We start from the raw sequence: 26,844 nt of genomic DNA, 5'->3' as shown, positions 1-26,844 counted from the left end.
TTGCGTGAAATATAGAAATAATTGAACTATCCCGTTCCCGTGCTAGACACGGGATCGCAAAGGCACAGACCGTATCCTATATGTATCTTTTGATACTGCTGGTTCTTCTGCGGCCCCGTGTCAAGCACGGGGACAGGACAGTTCACTTTTGATAATAATTAAACTCCTATTATGCCGAAGTCGGAAGGAACCTATAACAGCTTTTTGATTGATTTCCTGATAGCTCCGAAGTACAGGTTCGGGAGGCATTTGCTGCTGGTACTGTTCTTTACTTTTGTGGCGTTCAATATGCCTTATTTGACCTGCGCCGGTTTTCTGGATGAGGTGGGCGGTGTGATTGGGTATGTCAGCGGGCTGTTGCTGGCGTTTTATCTCGGAGGGATTTACCTGCACATGTATGTCCTGTTGCCCGGATTGCTGCTGAAAAACCGGTATGTGTTGTATATCATTATTGTGTCCCTGCTTATTCTGGTTATGATTGTAGTCTCTTTCGGGAGCGATTACTGGCTGAACCGGTATTCCGGGCAGGAGCCGGGGTATTATTCCTTTTTCTATAAGAACCGGATAATGGCTGTCGAGATTGTAAGTAACTTTTTCCTGTATGGTCTGCTGATTGCCGGCACTTCCATCACCATCCTGCTTCGCCATTGGATGGGATTCTACCAGCGGAAGAACGAACTGGAGAAGGTGAACCTGAAAACTGAACTGGAATCTTTGAAAGACCAGATAAACCCGGAGTTCCTTTTTAATATGCTCGATGAGGCGGGCAGGCAGACCTTCGATAACCCCGAACAGGCATCGAAGGTGTTGATGGAGTTGAGCAGGCTGCTCCGTTACCAGTTGTACGACGGGAAGCGGGAGAAGGTACTGCTGATTTCCGAGATATCGTTTATCGAGCGTTTTCTTGAACTGGCGAAGATGAAGTATGCGAACCTGAGCTTTACCGTGACGAAGGAGGGGGAGGTCAGCCGTAAACTGGTGCCACCTTTATTGTTTATTCCTTTTGCCATTCATTATATAAAGCAGTTGTCGTCGGAAGAGTCCCGGATGGATATTTATTTCTGTTTCCGGGCAGGTGAGCGGAAGTTGTTTTTCTCTTGTATTTGTTTTGCTCCGGGACTGCCGGACGGGCAGAAAGAGCATAACGAAGACCTGGAAGATGTGAAGCATCGCCTCGATTTGCTGTTCAAAGACGCTTATAAGTTGGAGACGGTGGATGATGGGGCTCTTTGTAAAACGAATTTATGTATCAGGTTATGATAAATGCATCCGGTTTTCTGTTGCGTCTGCTGGTTGATTCCCGTTACAGGATTTTCAGGCATTTCCTGCTGTTCTTTCTTAGTATGCTGATCATATCCGTGAATTTTTATCTGGATTTGATAGAGGGGAAGGAGTCTTTGATAAGAAGTAGTATTGCACAGAGTTTGATACTACTTATACCTATTTATTTGAGCGTATTTATATTGACCCCGCGTTTACTGCTGAAGAATAAGCTGGGGAAGTATGTCATCTCCGTGTTTTTGGTTATCGCTGTGGCTATTTTGTTTTCTTATCTGCTGCGGCAGGAAGATATCGAAAGAGAATATAAACTGTATCAGTTTTGGTTGGCAGCCTTCTTTTTTATCTCTTCCATCATCCAGTTAAGCCTGATTATTGCGGGCGCGTCGGCGGTGATTGTTTTCCAGGATTACGTGAAATACGGCCAGCGTATCGACGAACTGGAGAATGCGACGATGCAGTCGGAAATGGAACAGTTGAAGAATCAGATAAACCCGCATTTCCTGTTCAATATGCTGAATAACGCGAATGTGCTGATAAAGGAAAATCCGGTGGAGGCGGTGCATGTCCTGTCCAAGTTGAAAGACCTGTTGAAGTATCAACTGAAAGACAGTACTTCCGAAACGGTTTATCTGGCGGACGATATCCGTTTCCTGACCGATTATCTCAATATGGAGAAGATACGGCGTGATAATTTCGATTTCATTATCTCTACGGAAGGGGAAACAGCGCATATAACCGTTCCACCTTTATTATTCATCCCTTTTGTGGAGAATGCTGTGAAACATAATAACGATAACAGGAAACTGTCGTATGTGCACCTCTATTTCAAAACGAAAGAGGAGCAGCTTATCTTTATCTGTATCAATTCGAAGCCGGCCGAACAGAAAGAAAAGCCTGTTGACGGGGGGATAGGTCTTGCCAATATCAGCCGCCGCCTGCAACTTCTGTATGATACGGATTGTTCTTTGCAAATAAATGAGACGGATATAACATATACGGTCAATCTTCGTTTAAAACTTAAAAACTGATTAGTATGAATTGTATCATTGTAGATGATGAACCGCTAGGTCGTAAGGCAATCCAGTTGTTGATACGGGATACGCCGGTGTTGTCTTTGTATGGAAGTTTCGGCGATGCCGTGTCTGCCGGGAAGTTTATGCAGGCAAGTCCGGTGGACCTGGTGTTTCTGGATATCAAGATGCCGGGGGTGAACGGATTGGAGTTTGCCCGGATGATTCCGTCGGATACGCTTGTCATCTTTGTGACGGCCTATGCGGAGTATGCCCTCGACAGCTATGAGGTGGATGCGATAGATTATCTGGTGAAACCGATTGAAATCGAACGTTTCAAACGGGCGGTACAGAAAGCACATACTTATCATTCCCTGCTGAAAACCGACAACAGCAAGAATCAGGTGGAGTCTGTTTCCGCCAGTCATATCTTTGTGAAAGCGGAACGGCGTTATTTCAGGATACAGCTGGAAAATATCCTTTTCATCGAGGGACTGAAGGATTATGTCGTGATACAGACTCCCGAACAGCGGATTGTGACGAAGATGAATCTGAAGTCGATCCATGAGATGCTTCCGAAAGATGTTTTTCTGCGAACGAACAAGTCTTATATCGTGAACTCCAATTATATAGCCTCGTTTGACAACAATGATGTATTTATTGGAAAGTATGAAATATCGATAGGGAATAGTTACCGGGATGCGTTCTTTGAGAAGTTTTTTATGAAGAATAATCTGTCGGATTGAGTACTGTTCTTTTGAAAATCCCGTATATTTGTCGTTGAAAAATAAATAAAGTGAACAAAAGATGCCTAAAATAGCCGCTGCCTTTTCCATTAAGAGTTATGGATTATACACAGCCAGGGAACGCGAGTCGAAGGATTAGGCAGGATAAGTTTGTGGGAGATTGATATGAAAGAATCAGTACGGATATTCCGTTTTATCATAGTGGGGACCCTGAATGCTCTTATTACCGCCCTGGTTATTTGGGTGTTGATGAAGGGTGTCGGATGTAATTACCTTTGGTCGAACATTGCCGGTTATGTTGCTGCGTTGGTTAATAACTTTTTTTGGAGCAAATACTGGATATTCTCCTCCCGGAGTGGAAAGTTTGAACGTGAGGTGCCTCTTTTCCTTGTCGCTTTCGGTTGTGCTTACGGCTTACAGTTTCTCTCCCTGCTGTTGATGGTGGAGATAGGTGATATGAATGAATACCTGGCGCAGTTCCTGGGGTTATTCGTATATGGCGCCGTCAATTTCACGATGAATAAACGGCTGACTTTTACCAGAAAACAATGATTTCTTATCCGGTAGTGACACTATTCAAACTTTATCCTTCAGGCTTCAGGAATATATAATCCTTGAAAAATAAGGAATCCAACTGAAGGGTGCCACATTCCGGATTTTGATTCCGACAAATAGGCACCCGTTTGCCAACCGATAGTTATTTGTTTGTCTGCGGGTAGTTATCCGCTCCAAAAAGCATAGGTGTTTTGAAATGTTAAGTCAGGGCTTTTGATGACAAAACATATATGCTTTGAAGACAAAAGTCCTATGTTTTGCCGGAAGTTACTTTATCCGGAATTTCCGTATACATTTTTTTACAATTCTATCCCTTCAGCCGTATATATTGAAAAATATTCTCTCCCGGCAACTGAAAGCTGAAAGCAATAATTTGAAAAGATACAGAGTGTATAAAGTTTCTATATGGTCCAATCTGCGTCATCTGCGTGCCATATAGAAACAAATGCTATGACTCGAATCTGATAATAATTGAACCTGTCCATCCTCATGACCATATTGGCATTAAGCTTGCGTCGTATTCTTCCAAATCCGTATCATATAGAAGGGCAGGTGTGTGAATGCGAATACAAAGGAGATGATTAGCAAAACCTTGCTTTCATCCCAACCCACTGTCTGCTGGTGCCACAACCCGGTGATAACGCAGAGGACGGAGAGGGCGATACCTATCATGTTCAGCGAAAGCTGTCCTTTGCGATGTTGTTGCATATATTCCAGTTTACTATGTTTGATGCCGTAACAGGCATAAATATCCAATCCGATAAGCATCCAGAGTACCAGGCGAATCCATGTGTCGGCCGGAAGGAAAAGCATCATGCAGAGACAAGTCACGATTCCGAGAACCGGTACAAGCGGAACGAACGGCGTTTTAAAAGCACGTTGCACGTCCGGCATCGTTTTTCTTACCACCAATACGCCTGCACAAACCAGTGTAAAGGCAAATAATGTCCCTATACTCGTCATCTCCCCGGCTACCCTGGCAGGTACGAAGGCCGCCAGTAATCCGACCAACAACATGAAAAGCAGGTTACTGCGTGCCGGAGTGCGGAATTTTTCATTGATATGCGAAAAGAACGGAGGCAATAACCCGTCGCGGCTCATGCTCAGGAATACGCGGCTTTGTCCGAGCAACGTAACCATTATCACCGAACAGTAACCAAACAGGATAGCCAGTACGATTGCCTTATTCAGCCAGGGATAATCCGGTTGGATGACCCCGGCGGCATCCGCATGTCCCATATGTGAAATAGCTACGGCAACAGGCGCAATCCCTTCCTGCCCGTTGAACTGGCTGTAATGTGCCACTCCGGTCATCACATGAGCGAAAAGCATATAAAGGATAGTACAAACCAGCAGGGAAACAAGAATCCCGATCGGCATATCCCGTTTCGGGTTTTTAGCTTCCTGTGCAGCAGTCGATACGGCATCGAATCCGAGGAAAGCGAAGAAAACGATTGCTGCCCCGCGAAGCACACCGGAGAAACCGTATTCACCTAACGTCCCGGTATTCGCCGGAATATAAGGAACATAATTCTCCGTATTGATATATTTCCATCCCAAAGCGACAAATACCAATACGACCGAAACCTTGAGGAAGACAATTATCCCGTTGAAAATCGAACTCCCTTCCGTCCCCCGTATCAGGAAAATACTCATCAGTACGACAATAAGAAAAGCGGGTATATTGACTATCCCTCCGTCCCAGGGACATGCCGTCAACGTATGTGGCAGATGAATACCCAACCCTTCGAGGAATACGACCAGATACCGGCTCCAACTGATACTGACCGTCGTTGCGGCTACGGTATATTCAAGTACCAAATCCCAGCCGATAATCCAGGCAATCAGTTCCCCCATCGTAGCATATGAATAGGTGTAGGCACTTCCGGCAACCGGTATCATGGATGCAAATTCGGCATAGCATAATCCGGCAAAGCAACAGCCTAACGCAGCAATGGCAAATGATAAGGTAATGGCCGGACCGGTATATCCGGCAGCAACGGTTCCGGTGATAGAGAATAACCCGGCACCGATGATAACCCCTACACCCAGTGCGACCAGACTCCAAGGGCCTAATACCCGTTTCAGCGTTTTACTACCCGACTCATTAGCCTCCGCCTGTAAAGCGCCTAACGGTTTCTTTATAAATAATCCCATTCTTCTGTTTGTTTAAGTGTGGCTGCGTCAAAAGCCTCTTTTGTCATTGCGGACTCGATGCAACCTCACAGTATTTCAATAATCGGCCGCAAAGGTAGGGATTACAGGAAAAATATACAAATTCAGTTATGAATGGACAATCGTTCCCAGATGTAATCGGGAATCAACTTCCAGAAGAATACCAGTGTGACATACCGCCAGTCGATAATGACTGTCCGTTTCTTTCGTTTCAAAGCCCGTACAATCCGTTGTGCTACCCGTTCCGGACGCATCAGTAGCGGATAGTTATCATTTTTTAGCAAAGCCGTTTTCACGAACCCCGGACGTATATCGGTAAAAGCTATCGGTAACTTTTCCATCCTGGCTAACTGTGCCAGTGCGTCGATATAAGTATTCTGGAAACGTTTGGTGGCGGAATAGGAGGGTGCTACTCCCAAACCTTTAGTCCCGGCGATAGAACTGATAACGGCCAGATGCCCGCATCCCTGTTCCTTGAAATAATGGTAAGCGGCAGTGACCATGCGGGTAAAACCGATTGCATTGGTATTGACGGTTGCCAGTTCAATGTCCGGATTCAAAGTCCGGTTCTGATTGCCGACACCGGTACTGAGCAGGAACAAGTCCATGCCTCCCAGTTTATCAATTAGCAGGTGGAGCTTGTCTACGGCTTCCACCTCAGTCACGTCGAGCTGTTGTATCTCTGTCTGCTCGGGAGCCTGTTCCCTGAATGCTTCCAGCCGTTCCAGCCGACGTCCTGCCACTCCAACGCGCCAACCCAGTTGACGATATATCTTTGCCACTTCGTAACCGATACCGGAAGTCGCCCCGATGATAACAATCCTATTCACGATTTCTTTTTATTTAAAGACTAATAGAAGAACAAATGTAAGCAAAACTTTATTAATTCAACGTTACGCTTCTTACTTATTGATATTCTATCGCTCACACATTCTTTTTTAGGCTATTCTTTACTTGTTCATTCAATATATTCTTAATACCTTGCCACCGTGTTAGCTATAGCTTAAGAGATTCATTGTCCTATAAATAAAATAGCATGAAAATAAACAATCTCATCTTACTGGTATCCCTTTTAATAATGGGAAGCCAGGTCGTAAGCTCCCAATCGAAGACAGGCGACTTACCGGTATTTGATTTCTCAAAAAACTATCCTCAGAAGAAGTTGCGCCTTCAGGATATGGCGGAAATAGAGTATGTGCCTTTGGAGACAACAGATGAAATTTTGTTGGGTGGTTCATCGGTACTTTCAGCTGTTACCGATAAATATATTCTTATCCATGAATCCCGATTGGGTGATATATTTGTTTTCGATCGTAAAACAGGAAAGCTCTATTCACATTTCAATCACAAAGGACAGAGCGGGCGGGAATATACATGGATTAATGTCGGTACAATTTTAGATGAGAAGAAGGAAGAAATCTATGTGTGTTCCCAATTCATTCAGGTTTATTCTCTGAAGGGAGACTACAAACGGACATTGAAAATAAATACATTTGATAATGAAATGAGTATTTTTAATTTTGACGATGAATCTCTACTTATCTATGAAGGTGTAATAATTGAACCTGGTCGTGAAAGTAAGACTAAAAAGTCCCCTTACCGTCTTGTCTCCAAAAAAGATGGTAGCCAGCTTTCTGTATTAGACATTCATTTTGAAAAAAGATATACAAACAAAATAGCTCAATCATTGGAGGGTAATATGTGGAGACCTTTTGGAATTTATTATCCTCAAAATATGCATTACGGTCCGGATCTAATGATTGCGGATATTTCATCCGACACATTGTTTCGGTTATCCCCGGATAAGGGATTAATACCCTTATTAACCCGCAAGCCATCGACTCATGCTCCTGAACCTCGGAATATATGGATACCTTTATTAACAACTGATAAGTTCATGTTGATAGGTACGCTTCTATTAGATTTTAAATCACTGAAAGGCGGACCGATTCCAACGTTTATGTATGAATTTAAGACCGGTGAAATAAAGAAGACGCCGATTTTAGATACAGAATATGATACAAGGGCTTGGAGTCAGGGAAGATGGTCGCCGGATGCATCGCCTGATATCGCACGGAATATGGTCGCTGAAATGATTCAGGCATCAACGGTTATAGAGGCTTATCATGGAAAACGTTTGGCCGGGAATGGAATGAAGATTGCAAAGACACTTGTCGAAGACGATAATCCGGTAATCAGGATTATTAAATTCAAGTAATAAATATATTACTGCCGATAGTGCTTACTTATTGGCATTTATACAATAATTACTATATTTGTGGAAACAAATCTTTAAACCATATTTATACCATGAAACATTTATTTTTTGGAAAGCTATTGGTTGTGTTGCTCTCCCTTTTCTGTGTATGTTCGGTATCTGCACGCAAACCTATCAAGACGTTGTTGATTACCGGGCAAAACAATCATAACTGGCAAGTTAGCCATGTTGTTTTAAAGCAAATACTGGAAAACTCCGGTCGTTTCTCCGTAGATTTCGCTGTGTCTCCTTCACAAGGACAGGATATGTCCGGTTTTGTGCTTGATTTTGCTCCGTATGAATTAGTTGTGTTGGATTATAACGGTGATTCATGGCCGGAAGAAACAAACAAGCGTTTTCTGGAGTTCGTGCAAAATGGCGGGGGAGTGGTCGTTTATCATGCGGCAGATAACGCTTTCTCCAAGTGGCCGGAATTTAATAAGATATGTGCCTTGGGTGGATGGGAAGGACGTGATGAAAACTCCGGTCCTTATGTGTATTGGCAGGATGGCAAACTAGTCAAGGATAGTTCTGCCGGTCCGGGCGGTTCGCATGGAAAACAGCATGAATATGTATTGAACGGGCGTGATAAAATACATTCCATTGTAAAAGGATTGCCTTTGAAATGGCGTCATACCCAGGATGAACTATACGACCGTATGCGTGGTCCGGGTAATATCGGAGACTTGCTTTATACGGCTTATTCGGACAAAGAGACAGGAGGTTCAGGACGTGAAGAACCGCTTGTCTTTACCGTCGATTACGGAAATGCCCGTATCTTCCATACCATGCTCGGACATGCCGGTGCTACTGTTGAAGATAATACAGCTATGCAGTGTACAGGCTTCCAGGTTTTGTTGCTGCGTGGTGCGGAATGGGCTGCAACCGGAAAGGTAACTCAGAAAGTACCCAAAGATTTCCCGACCGAGACACAGTGCAGTTACCGGAAGGATTATAAGGAAAAGAAATAAATAGATATTACTTTTCTTTTGAAAGAAAAGCAATCAAAAAATCAAGGCTGTATCTGGTTTTTACCGGAGCAGCCTTGATTTTTTATCTATCCTTCCAAGAAGGAAAAATAGGTTTATTCAGCTCGTAATGTATCTGCCGGAGCAATTTTAGATGAGAGGTAAGCTGGGTACCAGGCTCCCAGTGTGATAAAGAATGCCATAAGCAGATAAGTCGATATCAAACCGGCAAAGACGCGGAAGAAAGTGACCGGCATAACATTCGTGTCAATCAATTCCATTTTCGCAATATTAATGCAGATGATAGCGGCAGGGATAGCCACCAGGCTTAATAACAGCCAGCCTTCTCCGATCATCATTTGCAATATCTGGCGGCGTGTGGAACCAACAGCCAGGCGGAGGCCGATTTCAGATTTCCTGTACTCATTACGGAACCAGAAAGTGCCGATGATTCCCAGGAATATATTGAAGATCAGGAATGCCATAAAGGCTATCCGGTAACGGATGGCATCCGTCACTCCGTTTGTAAGATAAAGTCTGTTTCTCAGGTCGTCGTAAGAGTCGACTTTGGAAAGTATGAAATTACCGATATTTATCTGTTCCCTTATATCCCGTTGGAAATCTTCTATGAATTTTTGTTTGTTGAGCCCGGGTTTTACCCGTATACTGATTTCTAACGACCAGGCGAGTTGTTGCTCATTCCATTCTTTGAAATAGGAAGTTGGTAACATAAAATATGCCGCTCTTTCTTCCCGGCTGTAATCGTCACGTTTTAATATCCCGCAAACACCTCCTATCCGAAAAGAATTGTCATTCTTCATGTAAATAGAATGTCCTTTAGCTTGTTCTCCGGGGAAAAGTTCTTCAGCCAGTTTACGGGAAATGACAATGTTCTTTTCGGTCAAAGCATCTTTTAAAGAAGATCGGTCATCTTCGTTCAAGGGGCGGACTCTGAATACATCGAAATAGGAAGGAGTAACCGGTAAATATTGGAACTGCACCATTTTCGAACTGTCTTTTCCCATTTGGTTATCCATATAACTGGGGTTATAAGGACTACTATTTTGTGTCAGGCAAACCTCTTCTACCTGTGGATATTGCCGGATACGTTCTATAATAGATAGGTATAGGGCAGCTGCCTCTTCCGTGTTTTCATGGTGAATATAGTTGGGACTACTTTGCGGCACAGTCGTGAGCCGTACCTGGTAAGTGTCTTTTATATCGTAAGCACTATCGACTGAATTGGCATATCCGATCGTTGTGAAGTAGTCCATGATATACCATAAGAGAATGAATACCAGGAATAATTCAGCTACAATCCAGGCATTTTGCCGGCGTTGTTTCCATAAAAGTTTTAAAAGATGATGTATCATGATTCTTGTTATTTATCGTTTAAAGCATCGACAATGGGACGTCTGAGTGCACGCCAGGCAGGAACGAGAGCAGACATCAGGTTTAAAATCAGGCAGAAGATCAGCGTATATCCGAAAATTGCCGGATTGATCAGCATGTCGGGAGAAAGATCGATAGAGGCGGTGAGTGAACTGCCGTCCCAGTCGTAATTCCCCAGTAACCATCCTTTTAGCATAAAGATCAATCCGTAGGAGATCAATAATCCGATCAGTCCGCCTAATAATGTGAGCAGCAGGTTTTCATATAATATCTGCAAAAGCAATGTCCTGTTCTGGGCTCCGAACGCTTTACGGATACCTAATTCTTCCATGCGCTTTTTCATGCGTGATGCAGTCATTCCCGTCAGATTGATGGAAGGGACCAACAGCAGAAGGAATATTACTGAGAAGATTTGTATAAAGAGTTTCATGAATTTCGGACTGGCGAAAGAATCTGTGCGTAACCAGGCACGTAGAACGGTGTCAGGTTGTTCGTTTAGTACAAAATTGTATTGTGGAATATTTGCACTGTAGCGCCGGCAATTTTCTTCGGCTTCCCGGCGGATAGCGTCAAAGTCGCCCGGTTTCTTTGCCAGGATATAAAGCAGCATATGACCTAAGATAAAATCACACCATTTACTTCCCTGTATCTGTGAAGGACGGTTGGTGAAAGGTATCCACATTTCAGCGTAACAGAATTGTGCTATGGAAGGTACATCTTCTACGACACCGGAGACTTGGTATTCTTCAAAGTTCAGTAGAAATGTTTTACCTGTTGCATCCGATGTATTGAACAGCCTGCGTGCCAGTGATTCGCTCACGACGGCTTTTCTGATTCCGGAGGTAAACTCTTCTTCCGTATAAGGTTTTCCGACAAGGAATCTGAACTGGAATATTTTCCAGAATGCAACATCCGTACCCATGACAAGTCCGTTGTATACTTCATCACTTCCCGGGGTTTGTATGAATTCGGTCTGTTCTCCGATCGGGAGGATGGCAGTGACAGCCTCCGGAGTCTGCATTGAATAAAAGCATTCTTTGATGGTCGGATAAGAAAGCCGGCTACTCCCGTTTCCCTGGCCTTCCGTTTTATTTAGAATTTTTCCGTGTTGTATGACTAACATCCGGTCACGGTTGGTTTCCGGTGCGATATTTCCAGTCCGGAAATAATATAGTATAGCCAGTATCATGACCATCGTAATGGCCAGACCGGTACCGGTTATATAAATGATGCTGAAAAACTTGTTTTGCCTTAGCATCTGCATAGCCTGTTTGAGATAGACCTTATACATAAAAGACTTTGTTATTATTGTTTGGAATCTATAATAACAAAGTCTGTGCCATAAAGGTAAATACCTGTCGTTCAGTCTATGGATATACTTTTTACTGTTCGTTATCGGACATAGTGTTCATTTTTGTAAGGCTTATTATTCCATCTTCCAGCGAAAAATGTTCATCGTGATCGGCCAGGTAGCGGATTACAGTGATGATCTTGTCGGCGGGAAAAGGTAGGTTCTCCGTCAGTTTCTTAGCCTCCTGCGGACCGTCGGTCAAAGCCTTCTGCAATGCGTCACGGATGGTATTGAACGTATGGTTGTTCAGGCCCGAATCGTTTTTTGCCAGACATACATCGCAACAACCGCAATCGGAAGTTCCTTTTTCACCGAAGTAAGAAATCAGCATCCGGCTCCGGCATATCCGGTTTTCGTTGATGTATTCCATGACCCGGTTGATACGGCTTTCAAAACGTTCTTTACGCTCTTCGTAGGCCGAACGGGGGATTGACAGGTATTTAATCTCTTCCCGGGTACGGGTATAGATAATGAGAGGCGTTTTCTTATGAGGAATGTAATTGACAATCCGGTATTTGGAAAGTCCGACCAGCACTTCATAAATTTCCTGCTGACTCAGTCCGGTACGGGTAGAGATCAGCCCTTCATTAATATATACGTAATCCGAAAACAAACCGGTGTAGGAACGGAGTATCGTTTGTATAACCTCATCCGTCTTTTTATCCTGATGCAGGTATTTGTAAAGCTCGTCGCGTGTGGCGGTAAATACCAGACGAGAAGCATTTTCCTGTTCTTCCGTATATTCTATGTAGCCTGCCAGTTCAAGTATCTTAAGGGCATGATGTGCTTGTAGATGCGAAAACTTATAGGCTGTACAGAAATCGACCAGGGAGAAGTCGTGTACTGTATCCAGTCCGAAGCCCATTGCTATCTGATAATAATTACCTAAAGCATCGTACACCCGACTGATAAAATCCCTGTCCGGAAATTCATCGGCCAACCGTTTCTTCAACTTTGTACAATCTATATTGGAACACAAAGCGACAGCGTAAGCCCTCTGTTCATCCCGACCGGCTCGTCCGGCTTCCTGATAATACTCTTCCAGCGATCCGGGCATATCCATGTGGACCACCAGGCGCACGTCCGGCTTGTCGATACCCATCCCGAATGCATTGGTCGAGACAATTACCCGACACTCGTTATTCTTCCAACGGCTTTGGCGAAGGTTTTTATCGTCGCGGTTGAGGCCGGCATGAAAGAAATCGGCCGATATGCCGGCTTGCTGAAGCAGGGCTGCTATTTCTTTCGTCCGTTTCCGGTTGCGCACATAGACAATAGCCGTTCCGGGAACTTTTCCCAGAATGTATATTAATGAATTTATCTTATCTTCCGTCTGACGGACGATATAGGACAGGTTCTTCCGGACGAAACTTTTCCGGAATACATTCTTTTCTCTGAAATGTAGCCGTTCCTGGATATCATTCACTACCTCCGGAGTCGCTGTTGCCGTCAGAGCAAGAACCGGCACACCGGGAAGTTCTTCCCGGATATCGGCGATGCTCAGGTAAGAAGGACGGAAGTCGTATCCCCATTGCGAAATGCAATGGCTTTCGTCGATAACCAGCAGACAGACATTCATTGCCTGTAGCTTGCTTTTGAATATATCGGTCCCTAACCGTTCAGGCGAAACGTACAGGAATTTATAATCACCGAAGATACAGTTTTCCAGCTGGGCGATAATCTCCTGGCGGGTCATGCCCGAATAGACGGCAGTAGCTTTTATCCCCAACCGGCGCAGGTTATCCACCTGGTCCTTCATCAGAGCGATCAGCGGGGTTACGACAATACATATTCCTTCCATTGCCAAAGCCGGAACCTGGAAGGTAATCGACTTACCTCCCCCTGTCGGCATTAGCCCGAGTGTATCTTTCCCCTCACAAACGGAGTGAATAATATCTTCCTGTAAAGGACGAAAAGCAGGGTATCCCCAATACTTTTCTAATATCTTATGGTAGACGTCCACCGGTTCCCTTCATATGTCATCGACCTTTATGTCTTTAACCATGAGTTGCAAGGTCGTGTTACCGTTATATGTATTCTCTTCAATCGTATAGCAGATATTAAAAGGTTTCATCCCTTTAATATGCGGGCTGTGCTGATGCATTCCGAAAGCGATGCCATGGATGGGCGTGTTCGATTTGTCGTCTATCAGTTCCAGCTTGATATGTTCCAGTTCTTTGCCGACCAGCTTGCTTGTCCCGTAATCTTTCACGTTCAGCGAGCAAAATACCGGTTTCTGGTTGTCCGGACCGAAAGGATTCATCTTTTTCAGTTCGCTCATGAACTTGGTATTGATGTCTTTCAGGTCGAGAACGGCGTCGATGTCGATTTGCGGGATCATCTGTTCGGGGATAATCTCGTCGGCAGCCAGCTTCAGGAAACGTTCGGTAAATTCATCCAGATTTTCTTCTTTCAGGGAAAGGCCGGCGGCATAGGTATGTCCCCCGAAGTTTTCCAGCAAGTCACGGCAGTTCTCTATTGCCTTATAAATGTCGAAACCGGTAACCGAGCGGGCAGAACCGGTGATCAGTTCGGATGATTTGGTCAGCACAACTGCCGGACGGTAATATTTCTCTGTCAGTCGCGACGCAACGATTCCGATAACTCCTTTATGCCAGCCAGGATTGTAAACGATTATTGCTTTCCGGTCTTCCATATTGGCGAATTCATCGATGATAGCGTTTGCCTCGTCGGTTATCTTTTTATCGAGTTCGCGTCGTTCGTCATTGTATTGGTTGATGTTTTCACTCTTCTCACGGGCTGACTCTACATCTTTGGCGAGCAACAGGTCGACCGCTTCTTTTCCGTTCATCATCCGTCCGGAAGCATTGATGCGCGGACCGATCTTGAAAACGATGTCGCTGATGGTTATCTCTTTCCCGGTAAGTCCGCAGATGTCGATGATACCTTTCAGTCCCAGGCTGGGATTACTGTTCAACTGCTTTAGTCCGTAATAAGCCAGGATACGGTTTTCTCCCGTAATAGGCACGATATCGGAAGCAATGCTGACAGCCGTCAGTTCCAGTAATTTCTCCAGTTCGGAGAAAGGAAAGTTATTGCTTTTGGCAAAAGCCTGCATAAATTTGAAGCCTACGCCACAACCGGACAGATGCTCGTACGGATAGATGGAATCTACGCGTTTAGCATCCAACACCGCAACGGCATCGGGCAATGTATCATCCGGCATGTGATGGTCACAGATTATAAAGTCAATGCCTTTTGTCTTTGCATACTCAATCTTTTCGATTGCTTTGATTCCGCAGTCGAGCGAAATAATTAATGTGACTCCGTTGTCGGAGGCATAATCAATCCCTTTATAAGAAATACCGTACCCTTCGTCATAGCGGTCGGGAATGTAATAATCCAACGTCGATGAATAGGGTCTTAAATACTTATACACAAGCGATACGGCAGTCGTGCCGTCTACATCGTAGTCGCCGTAAACCAGAATCTTTTCTTTATTGCCCAAGGCTCTGTTCAATCGTTTCACCGCTTTATCCATATCCGGCATCAGGAACGGGTCATGCAGATCGTTCAGATTGGGTTTAAAGAATTTTCTGGCTTCTTCAGCCGTCGTAATCCCTCTCTGAACAAGCAGGAGACAGATGACCGGGCTGAAACCGATTTCGGCCGCCAGCGCATCTCTCTTATGTAATTCTTCTTCTGTCGGGGTTTGAAAATTCCATTTGTTAATCATTATATATTGTTTTTTTCTTTTTATTTTTTCTCGTAGGCTAGCAGCCCAGTGTCCGGCAGTTTGTCCTTGTCCCTTTATATTGGAACATTTGTTTCATGCCTATGAAACTATAGTTTCACCTAGGAGAAACATTTGTTTCATTAGTATGAAACATAGTTTTCTTACAAGGGCGGGGAAAAGATTCCCTGTAGTTTCAATCCGTAAAGTTAGGAATTTAAAATGGATAAAAAGTATGAGCTCGCAAAAATAGTTTTTTTGTTATTATTTTTTTATAAGTACACGAATCATTTGTACATTTGTCACAATATTATTAAAAACAATGACGGAAGATATAAAAAAAGCTTGTGAAGTAATGCAGGCAGGGGGTATAATCCTTTATCCGACAGATACTATCTGGGGGATCGGTTGCGATGCGACCAACGAGGATGCCGTACAGCGTGTGTACGAGTTAAAGAGAAGAGCAGACAATAAGGCTATGCTGGTTCTTATGGATAGTTCTGCCAAATTAAATATGTACGTGAACGATATTCCGGATATTGCCTGGGATTTGATAGAAGTAGCGGATAAGCCGCTGACTATTATTTATTCGAATGCGAAGAACCTGGCAAAGAATCTGCTGGCTGACGATGGCAGTGTAGGTATCCGTATTACTAATGAAGAATTTTCCCATAAGTTATGTGAGCGTTTCCGTAAACCGTTGGTCTCTACTTCTGCCAATGTGAGCGGGGAATTGTCTCCGGCCAATTTCTCTGAAGTGTCCGAGGTAATAAAGAATGGTGTGGATTACATCGTTTCCTACCGCCAGGATGATATGAGCAAGGCACAACCGTCGAACATCATTAAATTGGGTGCCGGAGGTCTTATTCAGGTGATTAGATAATAATGAAGAGAAGCAGAGAGGCCGCAAAATACATATTATCGGATTTTATATCGGCAGCCGTAGCCTGGTTTTTATTTAACTGGTTGCGCTATGAAGAATTGGCAGTATATGAGGGCGCTACTTCCTTTACCAGTTATCTGGGGTATATGCAGGTGCTGAAAGGACAGTTGTTCGTTCCGTTCTTTTGGCTGATCTTATATTATTTTTCGGGTTACTACAACAAACCATTCGGTAAGTCTAGGCTGACGGAGTTATTCTCTACGTTCGTGACGACATTAATCGGAGTGGTATTTATATTCTTTGTTGTGGTGCTGAATGATTTGCCTCGCTCTTTCCATATTTATTATGAGTTGTTCTTTGTCCTTCTCGGATTGCAGTTTTTTCTGACGTATATTCCCCGCCTGGCAATTACACAGAGCGGTTTGCGGAAGATTAAGAGCCGGGAGTTGGCAATGAACGTACTTATTATCGGTGCCGGGAAGAAAGCGGTCCGCATTGCGGGTGATTTGTACCGGATGGGATACCATATTTCAGGTTTTATTCCCGAAGACGATGCGACTCCGGTGGAAGTGGAGAAAGAGCTGGTTGCCGGAACTTTATCCGGATTAGCTTCGGTTGTGGCAGATAAGAAAATTGATGAACTGGTACTGGCTGCCGAAACGGAGGACAACAAAAAACTGTTGACGATTTTGTATTCGCTTTATCATTATAAACTGCCGATCAAGGTGCTGGCGGATAAGTTGAGCATGTTGTCGCAGGTGAAGATAAAGACAATCCGTGGGATTCCGCTGGTAAATGTGACGGAGAATAACCTGTCAGCGGTGGAAAAGAATATAAAGTTTGTGATGGATAAGGTGGTCTCTGTACTGGTCTTGCTGATACTCTCGCCGATGTACCTTTATATAGCCTGGCGGGTGAAGAAAGATTCGCCGGGACCGGTCTTTTTCCGCCAGGAACGGATTGGATATATGGGGAAACCTTTTTATATCTATAAGTTCCGGACGATGTATGTGGATGCGGAAGATAACGGCCCTCTGCTTTCATCGGAGAAGGATAAACGGATTACTCCGTTCGGCCATATATTGAGGAAATACCGGCTGGACGAGTTTCCGCAGTTCTGGAATGTACTGAAAGGCGATATGTCAATCGTCGGTCCACGGCCGGAACGGAAGTATTTTATCGACCAGATTGTGAAAAAAGCTCCTTTTTATTATTTGTTACATAATGTGAGACCGGGTATTACTTCATTGGGAATGGTGAAATACGGTTATGCCAATGATGTCGATAAGATGATAGAGCGTTTAAAGTATGATATATTATATTATGAAAATATGTCGTTAGTGCTGGATATAACAATTTTGATTTATACGGTGAGAACGGTATTTACAGGTAAAGGTATTTGAAATGGCAAAAGAAGGTTTATTTTACAGGTTCCTGTTGTGGAGGGACAAGCATATAAAAGAAAAGCATTTTATTCTGGTAATCAGTTTCCTGGTCGGGATATGTACGGCAGCGTCTGCGATTATCCTGAAACAGTTGATACACCTGATTCAGCATTTGCTTACCGGAAATTTTGATGTGAGCGGGGTGAATTACCTGTACCTGCTTTATCCGGTAATCGGTATTTTGCTGGCAGGTTTGTTTGTAAAGTATATTGTGCGTGACGATATCAGCCATGGGGTGACGAAAATCCTCTATGCTATTTCGCAGCGTAAAAGTCGAATCAAGCCTCATAATACCTGGACTTCCATTGTTGCCAGTTCGGTGACGATCGGGTTTGGTGGTTCGGTAGGAGCGGAGGCCCCGATTGTGCTGACGGGAGCGGCTATCGGTTCCAATCTAGGACGTCTGTTCCGGATGGAGCAGAAGACGTTGATGCTGTTGGTCGGTTGCGGTGCGGCAGGTGCAATTGCCGGTATCTTTAAGGCGCCGATTGCCGGGTTGGTTTTTGTGATCGAGGTCTTGTTGCTCGACCTGACGATGACGTCGGTGTTGCCTTTGCTGATTTCATCGGTGACGGCGGCGACGGTTTCCTATATTTTTACGGGGACGGAAGCGATGTTTAAATTCTCGCAGACAGAAGTGTTCGAGATAGAACGTATCCCGTACGTGTTGTTGCTGGGCGTCTTCTGCGGATTGGTTTCCCTTTATTTTACACGGGTGATGAACCGGGTGGAAGGGATGTACCGCAAGTTGGGTGTGTACTGGAAGAAGTTCCTGCTCGGCGGTGTTATGCTGAGTGTGCTTATCTTCCTTTTCCCTCCGTTGTATGGTGAAGGTTACGACACGATTGGCTCGCTGCTGAACGGGCAGTTCTCCCATATAATGGATAAGAGTTTGTTCTATGATTTGAATGATACGTACTGGGGAATACTGGTATTCCTGTTCCTGATTCTGCTGACTAAAGTGTTTGCCTCGAGTGCGACCAATGCCGGCGGGGGATGCGGTGGTATCTTTGCACCAAGCTTGTATCTGGGCTGTATTTCCGGTTTCCTTTTTGCGCATGCTTCCAATTATTTCCCTTTCACCATGTATATTTCCGAGAAGAATTTTGCGTTGCTGGGGATGGCGGGAATTATGTCGGGTGTCATGCATGCACCGCTTACCGGTGTGTTCCTGATTGCGGAACTTACCGGTGGATACGACCTTTTCCTGCCGTTGATGATTGTTTCCATCAGTTCGTACCTGACGATTCTGATGTTCGAGCCTCACAGTATCTATTCGATGCGTCTGGCACAGAAAGGCGAATTGCTGACCCATCATAAAGACCGCGCCGTACTGACTTTGCTGAATACGGATAGCGTGATTGAAAAGGACTTCCAGGTCGTTTCTCCGGAAATGTCGCTGGGAGATATGGTGAAGGTGATTGCAAAGAGCGGACGTAACTCGTTCCCGGTAGTCGATGAAAAGGGCGTTTTGCTGGGAATCGTGTTGCTGGATAATATCCGCAACATTATGTTCCGTCCGGAGTTATATAACAGGTTCCATGTATCCAAGTTCATGGTGTCGGCTCCGGCTAAGATATGTATCGGGACACCGATGGAGCAAATCATGGGGATTTTTGATGATACGAAGGCCTGGAACCTTCCCGTGGTGGATGAAGAAGGACGTTATGTCGGCTTTATGTCGAAATCGAAGATATTTAATTCATACCGCGAAGTATTGGTAGAAAACTTTTCAGGAGATTAAAAGATGGAAAAAAAAGAGTTACGGATTGTATATATGGGCACCCCCGATTTTGCGGTGGAGAGCCTGAAAGCCTTAGTCGAAGGCGGATATAATGTAGTAGGGGTGATTACGATGCCGGACAAACCGGTCGGACGTCACGGAAGTGTGTTGCAGGCAAGCCCGGTGAAGGAATATGCCATGTCGCAGAACCTTCCTGTCTTGCAGCCGGAGAAGTTGAAAGATGAGGCATTCCTCGCTGAGTTACGTGCTTTGGAGGCTGATTTGCAGATTGTGGTCGCCTTTCGCATGCTGCCGGAGGTTGTCTGGAATATGCCCCGTTTCGGAACATTCAATCTTCATGCGTCTTTGCTGCCGCAGTATCGCGGGGCGGCTCCCATCAACTGGGCGGTGATTAATGGCGATACGGAAACGGGTGTGACCACCTTTTTCCTGACACATGAAATAGATACCGGCAAGATTATCCGTCAGAAACATTTACCGATAGCCGATACGGATAATGTCGGAATCGTACACGATGCCCTGATGACTATGGGCGCCGGCCTGGTGACGGAAACGGTGGACTTGCTGCTGGAAGGAAAAGTGGATGCCGTTCCCCAGGAAGAGTTTTTTAAAGACCCGGCAGAACTTCGCCCGGCTCCGAAAATATTTAAGGAAACCTGCCGGATAAACTGGAATCAACCGTTGAAGAAGATATATGATTTTGTCCGCGGACTCTCTCCTTATCCTGCTGCATGGACGGAGTTGGTTGCTCCGGACGGAAGCCGCATGGCGTTGAAAGTGTATAAGACGGAAAAGCGTCCGGCTTCGCATGACCTGGCAACCGGCACTATCTGTACGGATGCAAAGAGTTATGTCGATGTGGCTGTTGAAGACGGTTATATCCGTTTTCAGACATTGCAGCTGGCCGGAAAGAAACGGATGGAAATAAAAGATTTCCTCAACGGTTTCAAACAAATCGGTGATTATACAGTAGAATAATAATGAAGGAAACCAGGCGCATTATCTATATAACACTGGGTTCTTTCTTCCTGATATTGGGAGCAATCGGCATATTTGTTCCGTTGCTCCCGACTACTCCTTTCTGGTTACTTACCTGCTGGTTTTATATCCGTAGTTCCGAAAAGTTATATAACCGGGCGATGGATAACCGTTATTTCGGACCGTATATCCGAAATTATCTGGTAGACAAAGCAATCCCGCTACGTTCAAAGATTATCTCGGTGGCGGTGATGTGGCTGTCTGCCATTCTTACTTCTCTTTTCCTTATTGAATATCTTTGGGTGAAAATCTTGCTGATCCTGATAAGTATCGGGGTGACCTGGCATATTCTTTCGTTTCCTACAAAAAAGTAAAATTTCTTTAGCCGTAAAGCCAAAAGCCTCTTCTTCTCGCATTATGACCCGGAGATAGTGAAATGGCTGATTGACCTGGTAAAATAATAAAGTAACGAAAAAGACTTTATTGGCTAATTGTGAGTTGATTACAGTTTTCTCGTAGTTCCGTGCTCAGGGAACTCCAGTTTCCCAGGCAGGAAACGCGCGTTTCCTCCTAAGGAAACTGGAACCCCTTCGCAAGTGATTATCTTGTTTCTTTCAGAGCGTCTTCCAGACTGATGCCTAACGCATCGGCAATGCCTTTGCCATAAGCAGGATCGGCTTTGTAACAGTTGCGTACGTGACGTTGCTGGATGAACAGTTCGGCACCACCGATCTGGCGGGCGGTGTTTTCGAATAACACCTGCTGTTCGTCGGCCGGCATCAGGCGGAATAAAGCACCCGGCTGGCTGTAATAATCGTCATCGTATTCGCGTTCGTTATAATTATAGATGTCGCCGTTCGCTTTCAAAGGCGGTTCTTTCTTTTCGGGAGAGTCCTGCCATTCGCCGTAGCTGTTCGGTTCGTATCCTTTTGCGGCACCATAGTTTCCGTCTACACGCATAGCTCCATCGCGGTGATAAGCATGGAAAGGACAGCGGGGTTTGTTTACCGGTATTTGTTCGGAGTTGACTCCCAGACGATAGCGTTGTGCATCGCCGTAAGAGAAAAGGCGTCCCTGAAGCATCTTGTCGGGAGAAAAGCCGATACCTTCTACTGTATTTATCGGGTTGAATGCGGCTTGTTCCACATCGGCGAAATAGTTTTCCGGATTACGGTTCAGTTCGAGGATGCCCACGTCTTGCAGTGGGAAGTCACCGTGCGGCCATACTTTTGTCAGGTCGAACGGATTGATACGATAGTTGTCTGCCTGCTCTTCCGTCATCAACTGAATCTGGAATTTCCATTTAGGGAAATCTCCCTTTTCAATGCTTTCAAACAAATCACGCTGATGCGACTCGCGGTCTTTGGCGATGATTGCTTCTGCTTCCTGGTCTGTCAGGTTCTTGATTCCCTGTAATGTCCGCAGGTGGAATTTCACCCAGATACGTTCGTTCTTTGCATTGATAAAGCTATACGTATGACTACCGAATCCATGCATGTGACGATAGGAGTAAGGGATTCCACGTGAGCTCATTGTGATGGTAACCTGATGCAATGCTTCAGGAAGTAACGTCCAGAAATCCCAGTTGTTGTTTGCACTGCGCATGTTCGTTTTCGGATCTCTTTTGATGGCGTGGTTAAGGTCGGGAAACTTCAGCGGGTCGCGCAGGAAAAATACCGGAGTATTGTTTCCGACTAAATCCCAGTTACCTTCTTCCGTATAAAACTTCATGGCAAAGCCGCGGATATCACGTTCGGCATCGGCCGCTCCGCGTTCGCCGGCAACAGTGGAGAAGCGGACGAAACATTCGGTCTGCTTGCCTACTTCACTGAAGATTGCTGCTTTTGTGTACTTTGTAATGTCATGTGTGACGGTGAAAGTACCGAATGCTCCGGAGCCTTTGGCATGCATACGTCTTTCGGGAATAACTTCGCGGTCGAAATGGGCCAGTTTCTCCAAAAACCACGGATCTTGTAATAACACTTGTCCACGCGGACCTACTGTCTGGATGTTCTGATTGTCTGCTACGGGACGACCGTTGGCAGCTGTGAGTTTCTTGTTCTCCATAGATGAATTTTTTATCTGTATATAGTCGACGACATTCTACCCTTGAATATTAATGTAACCGAACGGACACAGCTTTTGTTTTTAATTATTGAACAAAAGTAAAATGTTATTCAGCAGAAATCAAATAGGTAATTTTGATACGTGGATAAGGGTTATTTATCAGGAGAAACAACAAACGGTTGTCCGGCCTGATAAAGATTTGGTATTAATCATCAATCTCATTTGGTTTTTCAGATTATTGTAGTATATTTAGCCTTCAGGAATCAAGGCGTTTGCCTAATTGTTGGCTTTGAATAAAAATATGAACTAAAAAAACAGAATAACGCATATGACTGATCTGACTATAAACACTTTATATGAAAACAATCTTTCACTGGAAGGATCGACCCGTATTGATTTTACGAAGACTGTAAATTATATATCAGCTCACACCTCTTTGGATATAGGGATTGTAAAGAACAGATGTCCGTCCAGTTACCATATATCGAATCTTTTATTAAGGAAAGCGCAGCTATTATATCGGAATAATGATGTTTCCTGGATAGAGGCAATCGCTGCTTTCGAAGAACTGCATGCAGAATGTTTGCAGAAAGACAGAAAAAATGCGATCGGAGCGTTTACTCTTGCTTTGGATATTTTTAAGTGGATCAGTGAAGGATCAGATTACTTGCAGTCTGTCTATAAAGATGATGTGGAGCAGAAGCGGGAGGAAATCTTTCGGCGGATGGATAATTTGCAAGGGAAAATAGAAGCATGTAAATGCATTTTGGATAAAAGGACCGAATCTCGGCTGGCGAGCATACTGTTCAGGTTGAAAGCGAGCGGGAATCTTTGGCATGCAGAAAAAGAAATCCGGCAGATATTATATCTTTTATCCTATGACACGGATGTTCTGACGAATGCTTTGATGTTGGTTGTCCGTTTGATTAATGAACTGATAGCAAGCAAGCGAATCGGGAAAAACGAACTTGCAGAGTTATACAGCCTGTTAAAAAGAAAAGCGCAGGCGGTGGAAGATAAGACTGCCGAAGTATGGTACATGGATGAATGGAACACTGTCCATCCGGTTATTACGAATGCGATACAAATACATGCTTTCCTCTACCTGGTATCGAAAGAGGCAGATGTTGCCGATTCTGACCGGGCGGTGATTGCTGCACGTATTTGCCGGTATTTATCCCGTATCCCTTCTGTTTATGGCGGTGTACTGAAAAATAAATCGTATACGCTGCTAACCGGAGAGAATCGGCTGAATGGCAAAATCCGCTGGGACAGTTTGTGTGATTATGATGAAAGGCGTATGTTGGAACAACTCGTTACGATACCAATTGAAGATGCTGCCTGTCCTGTTTTTGAGCAGGCACTTAAGTGGCAACAGTATAGCAATGCCTCGAATACGCTGACACTCGATAACGATGGTTTTACGCTCAGTACACATTTGCCCCATGCTTCCCTTTTATGGAAAGGGCGCAAAGACCGGGTATCTGTGTTGAATAACAGGTTGTTTGTGGCCTTATTCGATAAACCGGTCTGTTCGTTCGATGCCTGTAAGACCATAAAAGATTACAGGTTGTACTGGAAGCAGCTGGCGGAAGATTTTCCTCTTTCTTTGCAGGGCAGCAAACCGGTTGTCGAGATGTTTCCTGAAGAAGAAGCGTTTATTGCGAAGAAGTCGGAAGAAGAATTTTCGGGGATTGTCTATCCTTCGCCTGACGAGCGGGTAAATATTCGTATTTTGTCGATTAATAAAGAATCGATGTCGATGTATGCGGAAATAATCGACAAAACTTATCAGGGATTGAAAGCCCGTTTGCCTTTTGCCTATATCAATTCCTGTTATAGCATGATTCCCGGATTTTCCGATCTGTTTTCTGTCAACCAATTGTTTCAGGCTAAAATAAAAGAAGTGGAGAAAGGTGAAATTCTTTTATCCCTGATACAGGATTTCAATGAATTTATTTATCCGGAATGTGTACGGCGGAAAGCATTGCAGGGGAAGGTAGTCGAAGTTCGTGACGGGAAAGTCTGGTGGTTGCTTTCGTCCGGAGCTACGGCTACGACTGCTTTGACCTCGCATAAAAAATACCGGATCGGAGATATCTTTAAGGTTGAATATGTCGGTCTCCTTTCCCACAAACTGAAAAATACGATCAATGTGCAGTCGCATGTGCCTCGTCCTGACCATGCGGCTTTCGACCGGTCCGTGTTGGAGAATATACGCGATTTCTTTATATTCCTGACAAAAGAGATTTATAAAGGAGACGGCGATTCCGTGTTATTGACCGATCAGAAGAAAGAGAATAACCCTTTTTTCGTCGCCCTGAAAGATCTGAGCCTGGAAAATGTGAATATTACTCCTTGCGATATGAAAGAAAGCAAAGAAGTAGTGGAAAAAGAGGTGAAGAGCACGCTTGCTGATAACCCGGCATTAACGATCGAACTGGTGCGCGAACTGATCTTTTGCGTGGATTCGCTGGTTTTGGAACTGGATGATTCTACCGAACGGTTCAATGTATATAACATATTGAGTCTCTTGTGTAACTTCACCGGCAACCAGGCGTTGGCTCGTTATTACCAACTTTGTGCCGACTATATATATAATGTAGAAGTGCTGATGACGGAGCCTTATCATACCCGTTTTTCGGAAGCGAACATACAAAAGTTCCGCGATCTGCTGAAGAAGATGGAGCTCATGGATATAAACCGTTATGGCCGCAATCTGAAACAGTGCCGGCAGGTGATACGGGTGATGCAGACGTTGTATGAAAAAGACTCTTTCTCGCTCTTGAACTCTTTTATGCAGGACAAGAACCCGCTTGTTTCGGAATTGGCCCGCTATTTCAGTATTGTTCGTTTTCTGAGGGAGAAAGATACGGAGTTGCAGGAGGTTATCTATAAAAGCATCAATTTGCTGCTGGGCTTTAAGGATTCCGGGAAAGAAAAGAAGACATATGTTCCGGTCTACTTCGGGCATGAAGGCATGGAGAAGGAATTTAAGACATCGGCCTTTATTCATGCCAATAAAAATGCCGGCGAAGATCAGAGTGTCGTCCTGGCCCGTGTCATAGCCTCTTTCATGAATACAGACGGAGGAACGCTTTATATCGGCGTCAACGACAAAGGCTATCTGAACGGGTTGGCAGAGGATTTGAAATTTGCCCGTAACGATAGCGATGTCTACCTTCGTGAAGTCAACAGAAGTATCATTTGCCAGTTGGGAGAAAAAGAAGAAGACCGGAACCGGTATCAGGAAAATATCCGTTGCCGGATCTATGAATATGAAGACGGGAGGATGGTATTGGCCTTCAGGGTGGTGCCGATCAATGAAGTGGTGAAGGTGAAAGGGGTTGTATATACCCGAACAGGCAGTTCAAGTATGGCAAAGGCGGTGTGCAACGTGGACGAGTTTGTTAAACAAAGGCGTACACTGAAACTGGATTCAACACCTAAGAAGCCTGAGTTTCCGGTATTCTTCAGCGAGGAACGGAAAGAATACATTTTTAAGGTACAACAAGACAGTAATGTGCAACAGGAGATTTTTCTCCTGCCGGAAGTAGAGGTAAAAGAAGAGACCGTTCTTCCGCCGATGCGCGAGATAAAAAAAGACAATGAGAAGGGAAAAGCTAAAAACAAAGCGTATGCGTGCAAAACATCCGGTTTGCGAACGAACCCCCTGATAAAGAAACCGGACCACGGATATACGCCGGGGCACTTATTCGTTTCTTTGTTTGCCAACGGAAAGATCGCCAGTTCTCCCAGTCCCAAAATAGGTGTTTGGGGAGGCGAGGGAAAAGTTCTGTTCTCTTATAATCCGGAAGATAAAGAGGATATCCTGGTTGCAGTTTTCACCAATGGCGAGGTCGGCCTGTCGAATCTGAAAAAAGGAATATCGCAACCCAATACTCCACTGGCATTCATCGATTCGGTAGACGGACTGCTCTTTTTGTCTCCGGCTCATAAAACAGACTATCTTTTGCTGATCGCGGATAAAGACGGGGAGAAAAGATTCCGTATTATAGCATTGGATGATTTTGAAAAGTCGATGAGCATTCAACCCCGTAATACGCTTGTACTCGAACCGGATAAAGGAACGTTCGTCTATGCAGAGATCCTGTCTGCCGAACAGGTCGGAACCCTTAATGAAGATAAATTGTCGTTGAAGGAATTTGACCAGTATAGTGCCGGACGGCGATGGGAACATACCATTTATAAATCGGATGTGGAAATACTCAGTTCTATGTGCGGGATTACTTTTTGATCATATTGAGTGATCATTCCGCAACAGAATAGATAAGAGG

Annotated in this window: 19 protein-coding genes; 12 read left to right on the top strand and 7 right to left on the bottom strand. The window is 44.6% G+C overall.

Going from position 1 to position 26,844, the window contains the following annotated elements; all coding sequences use genetic code 11:
- Positions 1 to 171 precede the first annotated feature (171 nt).
- The 4 genes from HMPREF1535_RS19820 (at position 172) to HMPREF1535_RS19805 (ending at position 3,589) form a co-directional block, all read left to right on the top strand.
- Complete coding sequence (locus HMPREF1535_RS19820) at positions 172 to 1,260, top strand: sensor histidine kinase (protein WP_046147240.1); 1,089 nt, start codon at positions 172 to 174, stop codon at positions 1,258 to 1,260.
- On the top strand, positions 1,257 to 2,309 hold the full coding sequence (locus tag HMPREF1535_RS19815) for a sensor histidine kinase (protein ID WP_244275660.1): 1,053 nt from the start codon (positions 1,257 to 1,259) through the stop codon (positions 2,307 to 2,309). The genes HMPREF1535_RS19820 and HMPREF1535_RS19815 overlap by 4 nt, the downstream gene beginning before the upstream one ends.
- Positions 2,310 to 2,314: 5 nt before the next feature.
- Positions 2,315 to 3,037: a LytR/AlgR family response regulator transcription factor gene (locus HMPREF1535_RS19810; protein WP_046147239.1), complete on the top strand. Its 723-nt coding sequence runs from the start codon at positions 2,315 to 2,317 to the stop codon at positions 3,035 to 3,037.
- A 165-nt stretch (positions 3,038 to 3,202) separates the two neighbouring features.
- Complete coding sequence (locus HMPREF1535_RS19805; RefSeq protein WP_007657160.1) at positions 3,203 to 3,589, top strand: GtrA family protein; 387 nt, start codon at positions 3,203 to 3,205, stop codon at positions 3,587 to 3,589.
- A 507-nt stretch (positions 3,590 to 4,096) separates the two neighbouring features.
- Here the strand turns inward: HMPREF1535_RS19805 and HMPREF1535_RS19795 are convergent.
- Positions 4,097 to 5,749, bottom strand: a complete 1,653-nt coding sequence (locus HMPREF1535_RS19795) for an amino acid permease (RefSeq protein WP_046147238.1) — start codon at positions 5,747 to 5,749, stop codon at positions 4,097 to 4,099.
- Between the two features lie 122 nt (positions 5,750 to 5,871).
- Positions 5,872 to 6,600 (bottom strand): SDR family NAD(P)-dependent oxidoreductase, encoded by a 729-nt coding sequence (locus HMPREF1535_RS19790; protein WP_392391978.1) that lies wholly within the window; start codon positions 6,598 to 6,600, stop codon positions 5,872 to 5,874.
- Between the two features lie 203 nt (positions 6,601 to 6,803).
- Here HMPREF1535_RS19790 and HMPREF1535_RS19785 point away from each other — a divergent pair, with 203 nt between their 5' ends.
- On the top strand, positions 6,804 to 7,985 hold the full coding sequence (locus HMPREF1535_RS19785) for a 6-bladed beta-propeller (RefSeq protein WP_046147236.1): 1,182 nt from the start codon (positions 6,804 to 6,806) through the stop codon (positions 7,983 to 7,985).
- A gap of 92 nt (positions 7,986 to 8,077) precedes the next feature.
- Positions 8,078 to 8,995 (top strand): ThuA domain-containing protein, encoded by a 918-nt coding sequence (locus tag HMPREF1535_RS19780; protein WP_046147235.1) that lies wholly within the window; start codon positions 8,078 to 8,080, stop codon positions 8,993 to 8,995.
- Between the two features lie 113 nt (positions 8,996 to 9,108).
- Here HMPREF1535_RS19780 and HMPREF1535_RS19775 read toward each other — a convergent pair whose 3' ends face one another.
- The 4 genes from HMPREF1535_RS19775 to recJ all read right to left on the bottom strand — a co-directional run bounded on the left by HMPREF1535_RS19775 (position 9,109) and on the right by recJ (position 15,432).
- Positions 9,109 to 10,365, bottom strand: a complete 1,257-nt coding sequence (locus tag HMPREF1535_RS19775) for an ABC transporter permease (protein WP_007657155.1) — start codon at positions 10,363 to 10,365, stop codon at positions 9,109 to 9,111.
- An 8-nt stretch (positions 10,366 to 10,373) separates the two neighbouring features.
- Positions 10,374 to 11,675 (bottom strand): ABC transporter permease, encoded by a 1,302-nt coding sequence (locus HMPREF1535_RS19770; RefSeq protein ID WP_046147234.1) that lies wholly within the window; start codon positions 11,673 to 11,675, stop codon positions 10,374 to 10,376.
- 91 nt (positions 11,676 to 11,766) lie between these two features.
- The gene (locus HMPREF1535_RS19765) at positions 11,767 to 13,698 is read right to left on the bottom strand and encodes a RecQ family ATP-dependent DNA helicase (RefSeq protein ID WP_046147233.1); all 1,932 of its coding nucleotides are present in this window, start codon (positions 13,696 to 13,698) and stop codon (positions 11,767 to 11,769) included.
- Positions 13,699 to 13,707: 9 nt separating this feature from the next.
- A complete protein-coding gene (gene recJ / locus HMPREF1535_RS19760; protein WP_007657149.1) occupies positions 13,708 to 15,432 on the bottom strand; it encodes a single-stranded-DNA-specific exonuclease RecJ in 1,725 nt (574 codons plus the stop codon).
- A 319-nt stretch (positions 15,433 to 15,751) separates the two neighbouring features.
- On the opposite strand from recJ, the gene HMPREF1535_RS19755 reads away from it, so the two are divergent.
- From HMPREF1535_RS19755 to HMPREF1535_RS19735, 5 genes are read left to right on the top strand one after another with little or no spacing between them, the layout of a single operon-like run.
- Positions 15,752 to 16,312 carry an L-threonylcarbamoyladenylate synthase gene (locus tag HMPREF1535_RS19755; RefSeq protein WP_007657147.1) on the top strand — a complete coding sequence of 187 codons (561 nt, stop codon included), beginning with the start codon at positions 15,752 to 15,754 and terminating at the stop codon, positions 16,310 to 16,312.
- 2 nt (positions 16,313 to 16,314) lie between these two features.
- Positions 16,315 to 17,715, top strand: a complete 1,401-nt coding sequence (locus HMPREF1535_RS19750) for a sugar transferase (protein ID WP_046147232.1) — start codon at positions 16,315 to 16,317, stop codon at positions 17,713 to 17,715.
- Between the two features lies 1 nt (position 17,716).
- Positions 17,717 to 19,501 carry a chloride channel protein gene (locus tag HMPREF1535_RS19745; protein ID WP_007657143.1) on the top strand — a complete coding sequence of 595 codons (1,785 nt, stop codon included), beginning with the start codon at positions 17,717 to 17,719 and terminating at the stop codon, positions 19,499 to 19,501.
- 3 nt (positions 19,502 to 19,504) lie between these two features.
- On the top strand, positions 19,505 to 20,479 hold the full coding sequence (gene fmt / locus HMPREF1535_RS19740) for a methionyl-tRNA formyltransferase (protein ID WP_046147231.1): 975 nt from the start codon (positions 19,505 to 19,507) through the stop codon (positions 20,477 to 20,479).
- A 2-nt stretch (positions 20,480 to 20,481) separates the two neighbouring features.
- The gene (locus HMPREF1535_RS19735) at positions 20,482 to 20,853 is read left to right on the top strand and encodes a YbaN family protein (RefSeq protein ID WP_007657139.1); all 372 of its coding nucleotides are present in this window, start codon (positions 20,482 to 20,484) and stop codon (positions 20,851 to 20,853) included.
- 226 nt (positions 20,854 to 21,079) lie between these two features.
- On the opposite strand, the gene HMPREF1535_RS19730 is transcribed toward HMPREF1535_RS19735, so the two are convergent.
- Entirely contained in the window at positions 21,080 to 22,546 is a 1,467-nt protein-coding gene (locus HMPREF1535_RS19730) for a catalase (RefSeq protein ID WP_046147230.1), read from the bottom strand.
- 328 nt (positions 22,547 to 22,874) lie between these two features.
- Here HMPREF1535_RS19730 and HMPREF1535_RS19725 point away from each other — a divergent pair, with 328 nt between their 5' ends.
- Positions 22,875 to 26,804 carry an AlbA family DNA-binding domain-containing protein gene (locus tag HMPREF1535_RS19725; protein ID WP_052716753.1) on the top strand — a complete coding sequence of 1,310 codons (3,930 nt, stop codon included), beginning with the start codon at positions 22,875 to 22,877 and terminating at the stop codon, positions 26,802 to 26,804.
- The last annotated feature ends 40 nt before the right edge of the window (positions 26,805 to 26,844 follow it).

Origin of the sequence: Parabacteroides goldsteinii DSM 19448 = WAL 12034 (genome assembly GCF_000969835.1) — a bacterium.
Taxonomy (GTDB): domain Bacteria; phylum Bacteroidota; class Bacteroidia; order Bacteroidales; family Tannerellaceae; genus Parabacteroides; species Parabacteroides goldsteinii.
Note: the sequence above shows the minus strand (reverse complement) of the source record. Positions and strands in the feature narration are given on the sequence as shown.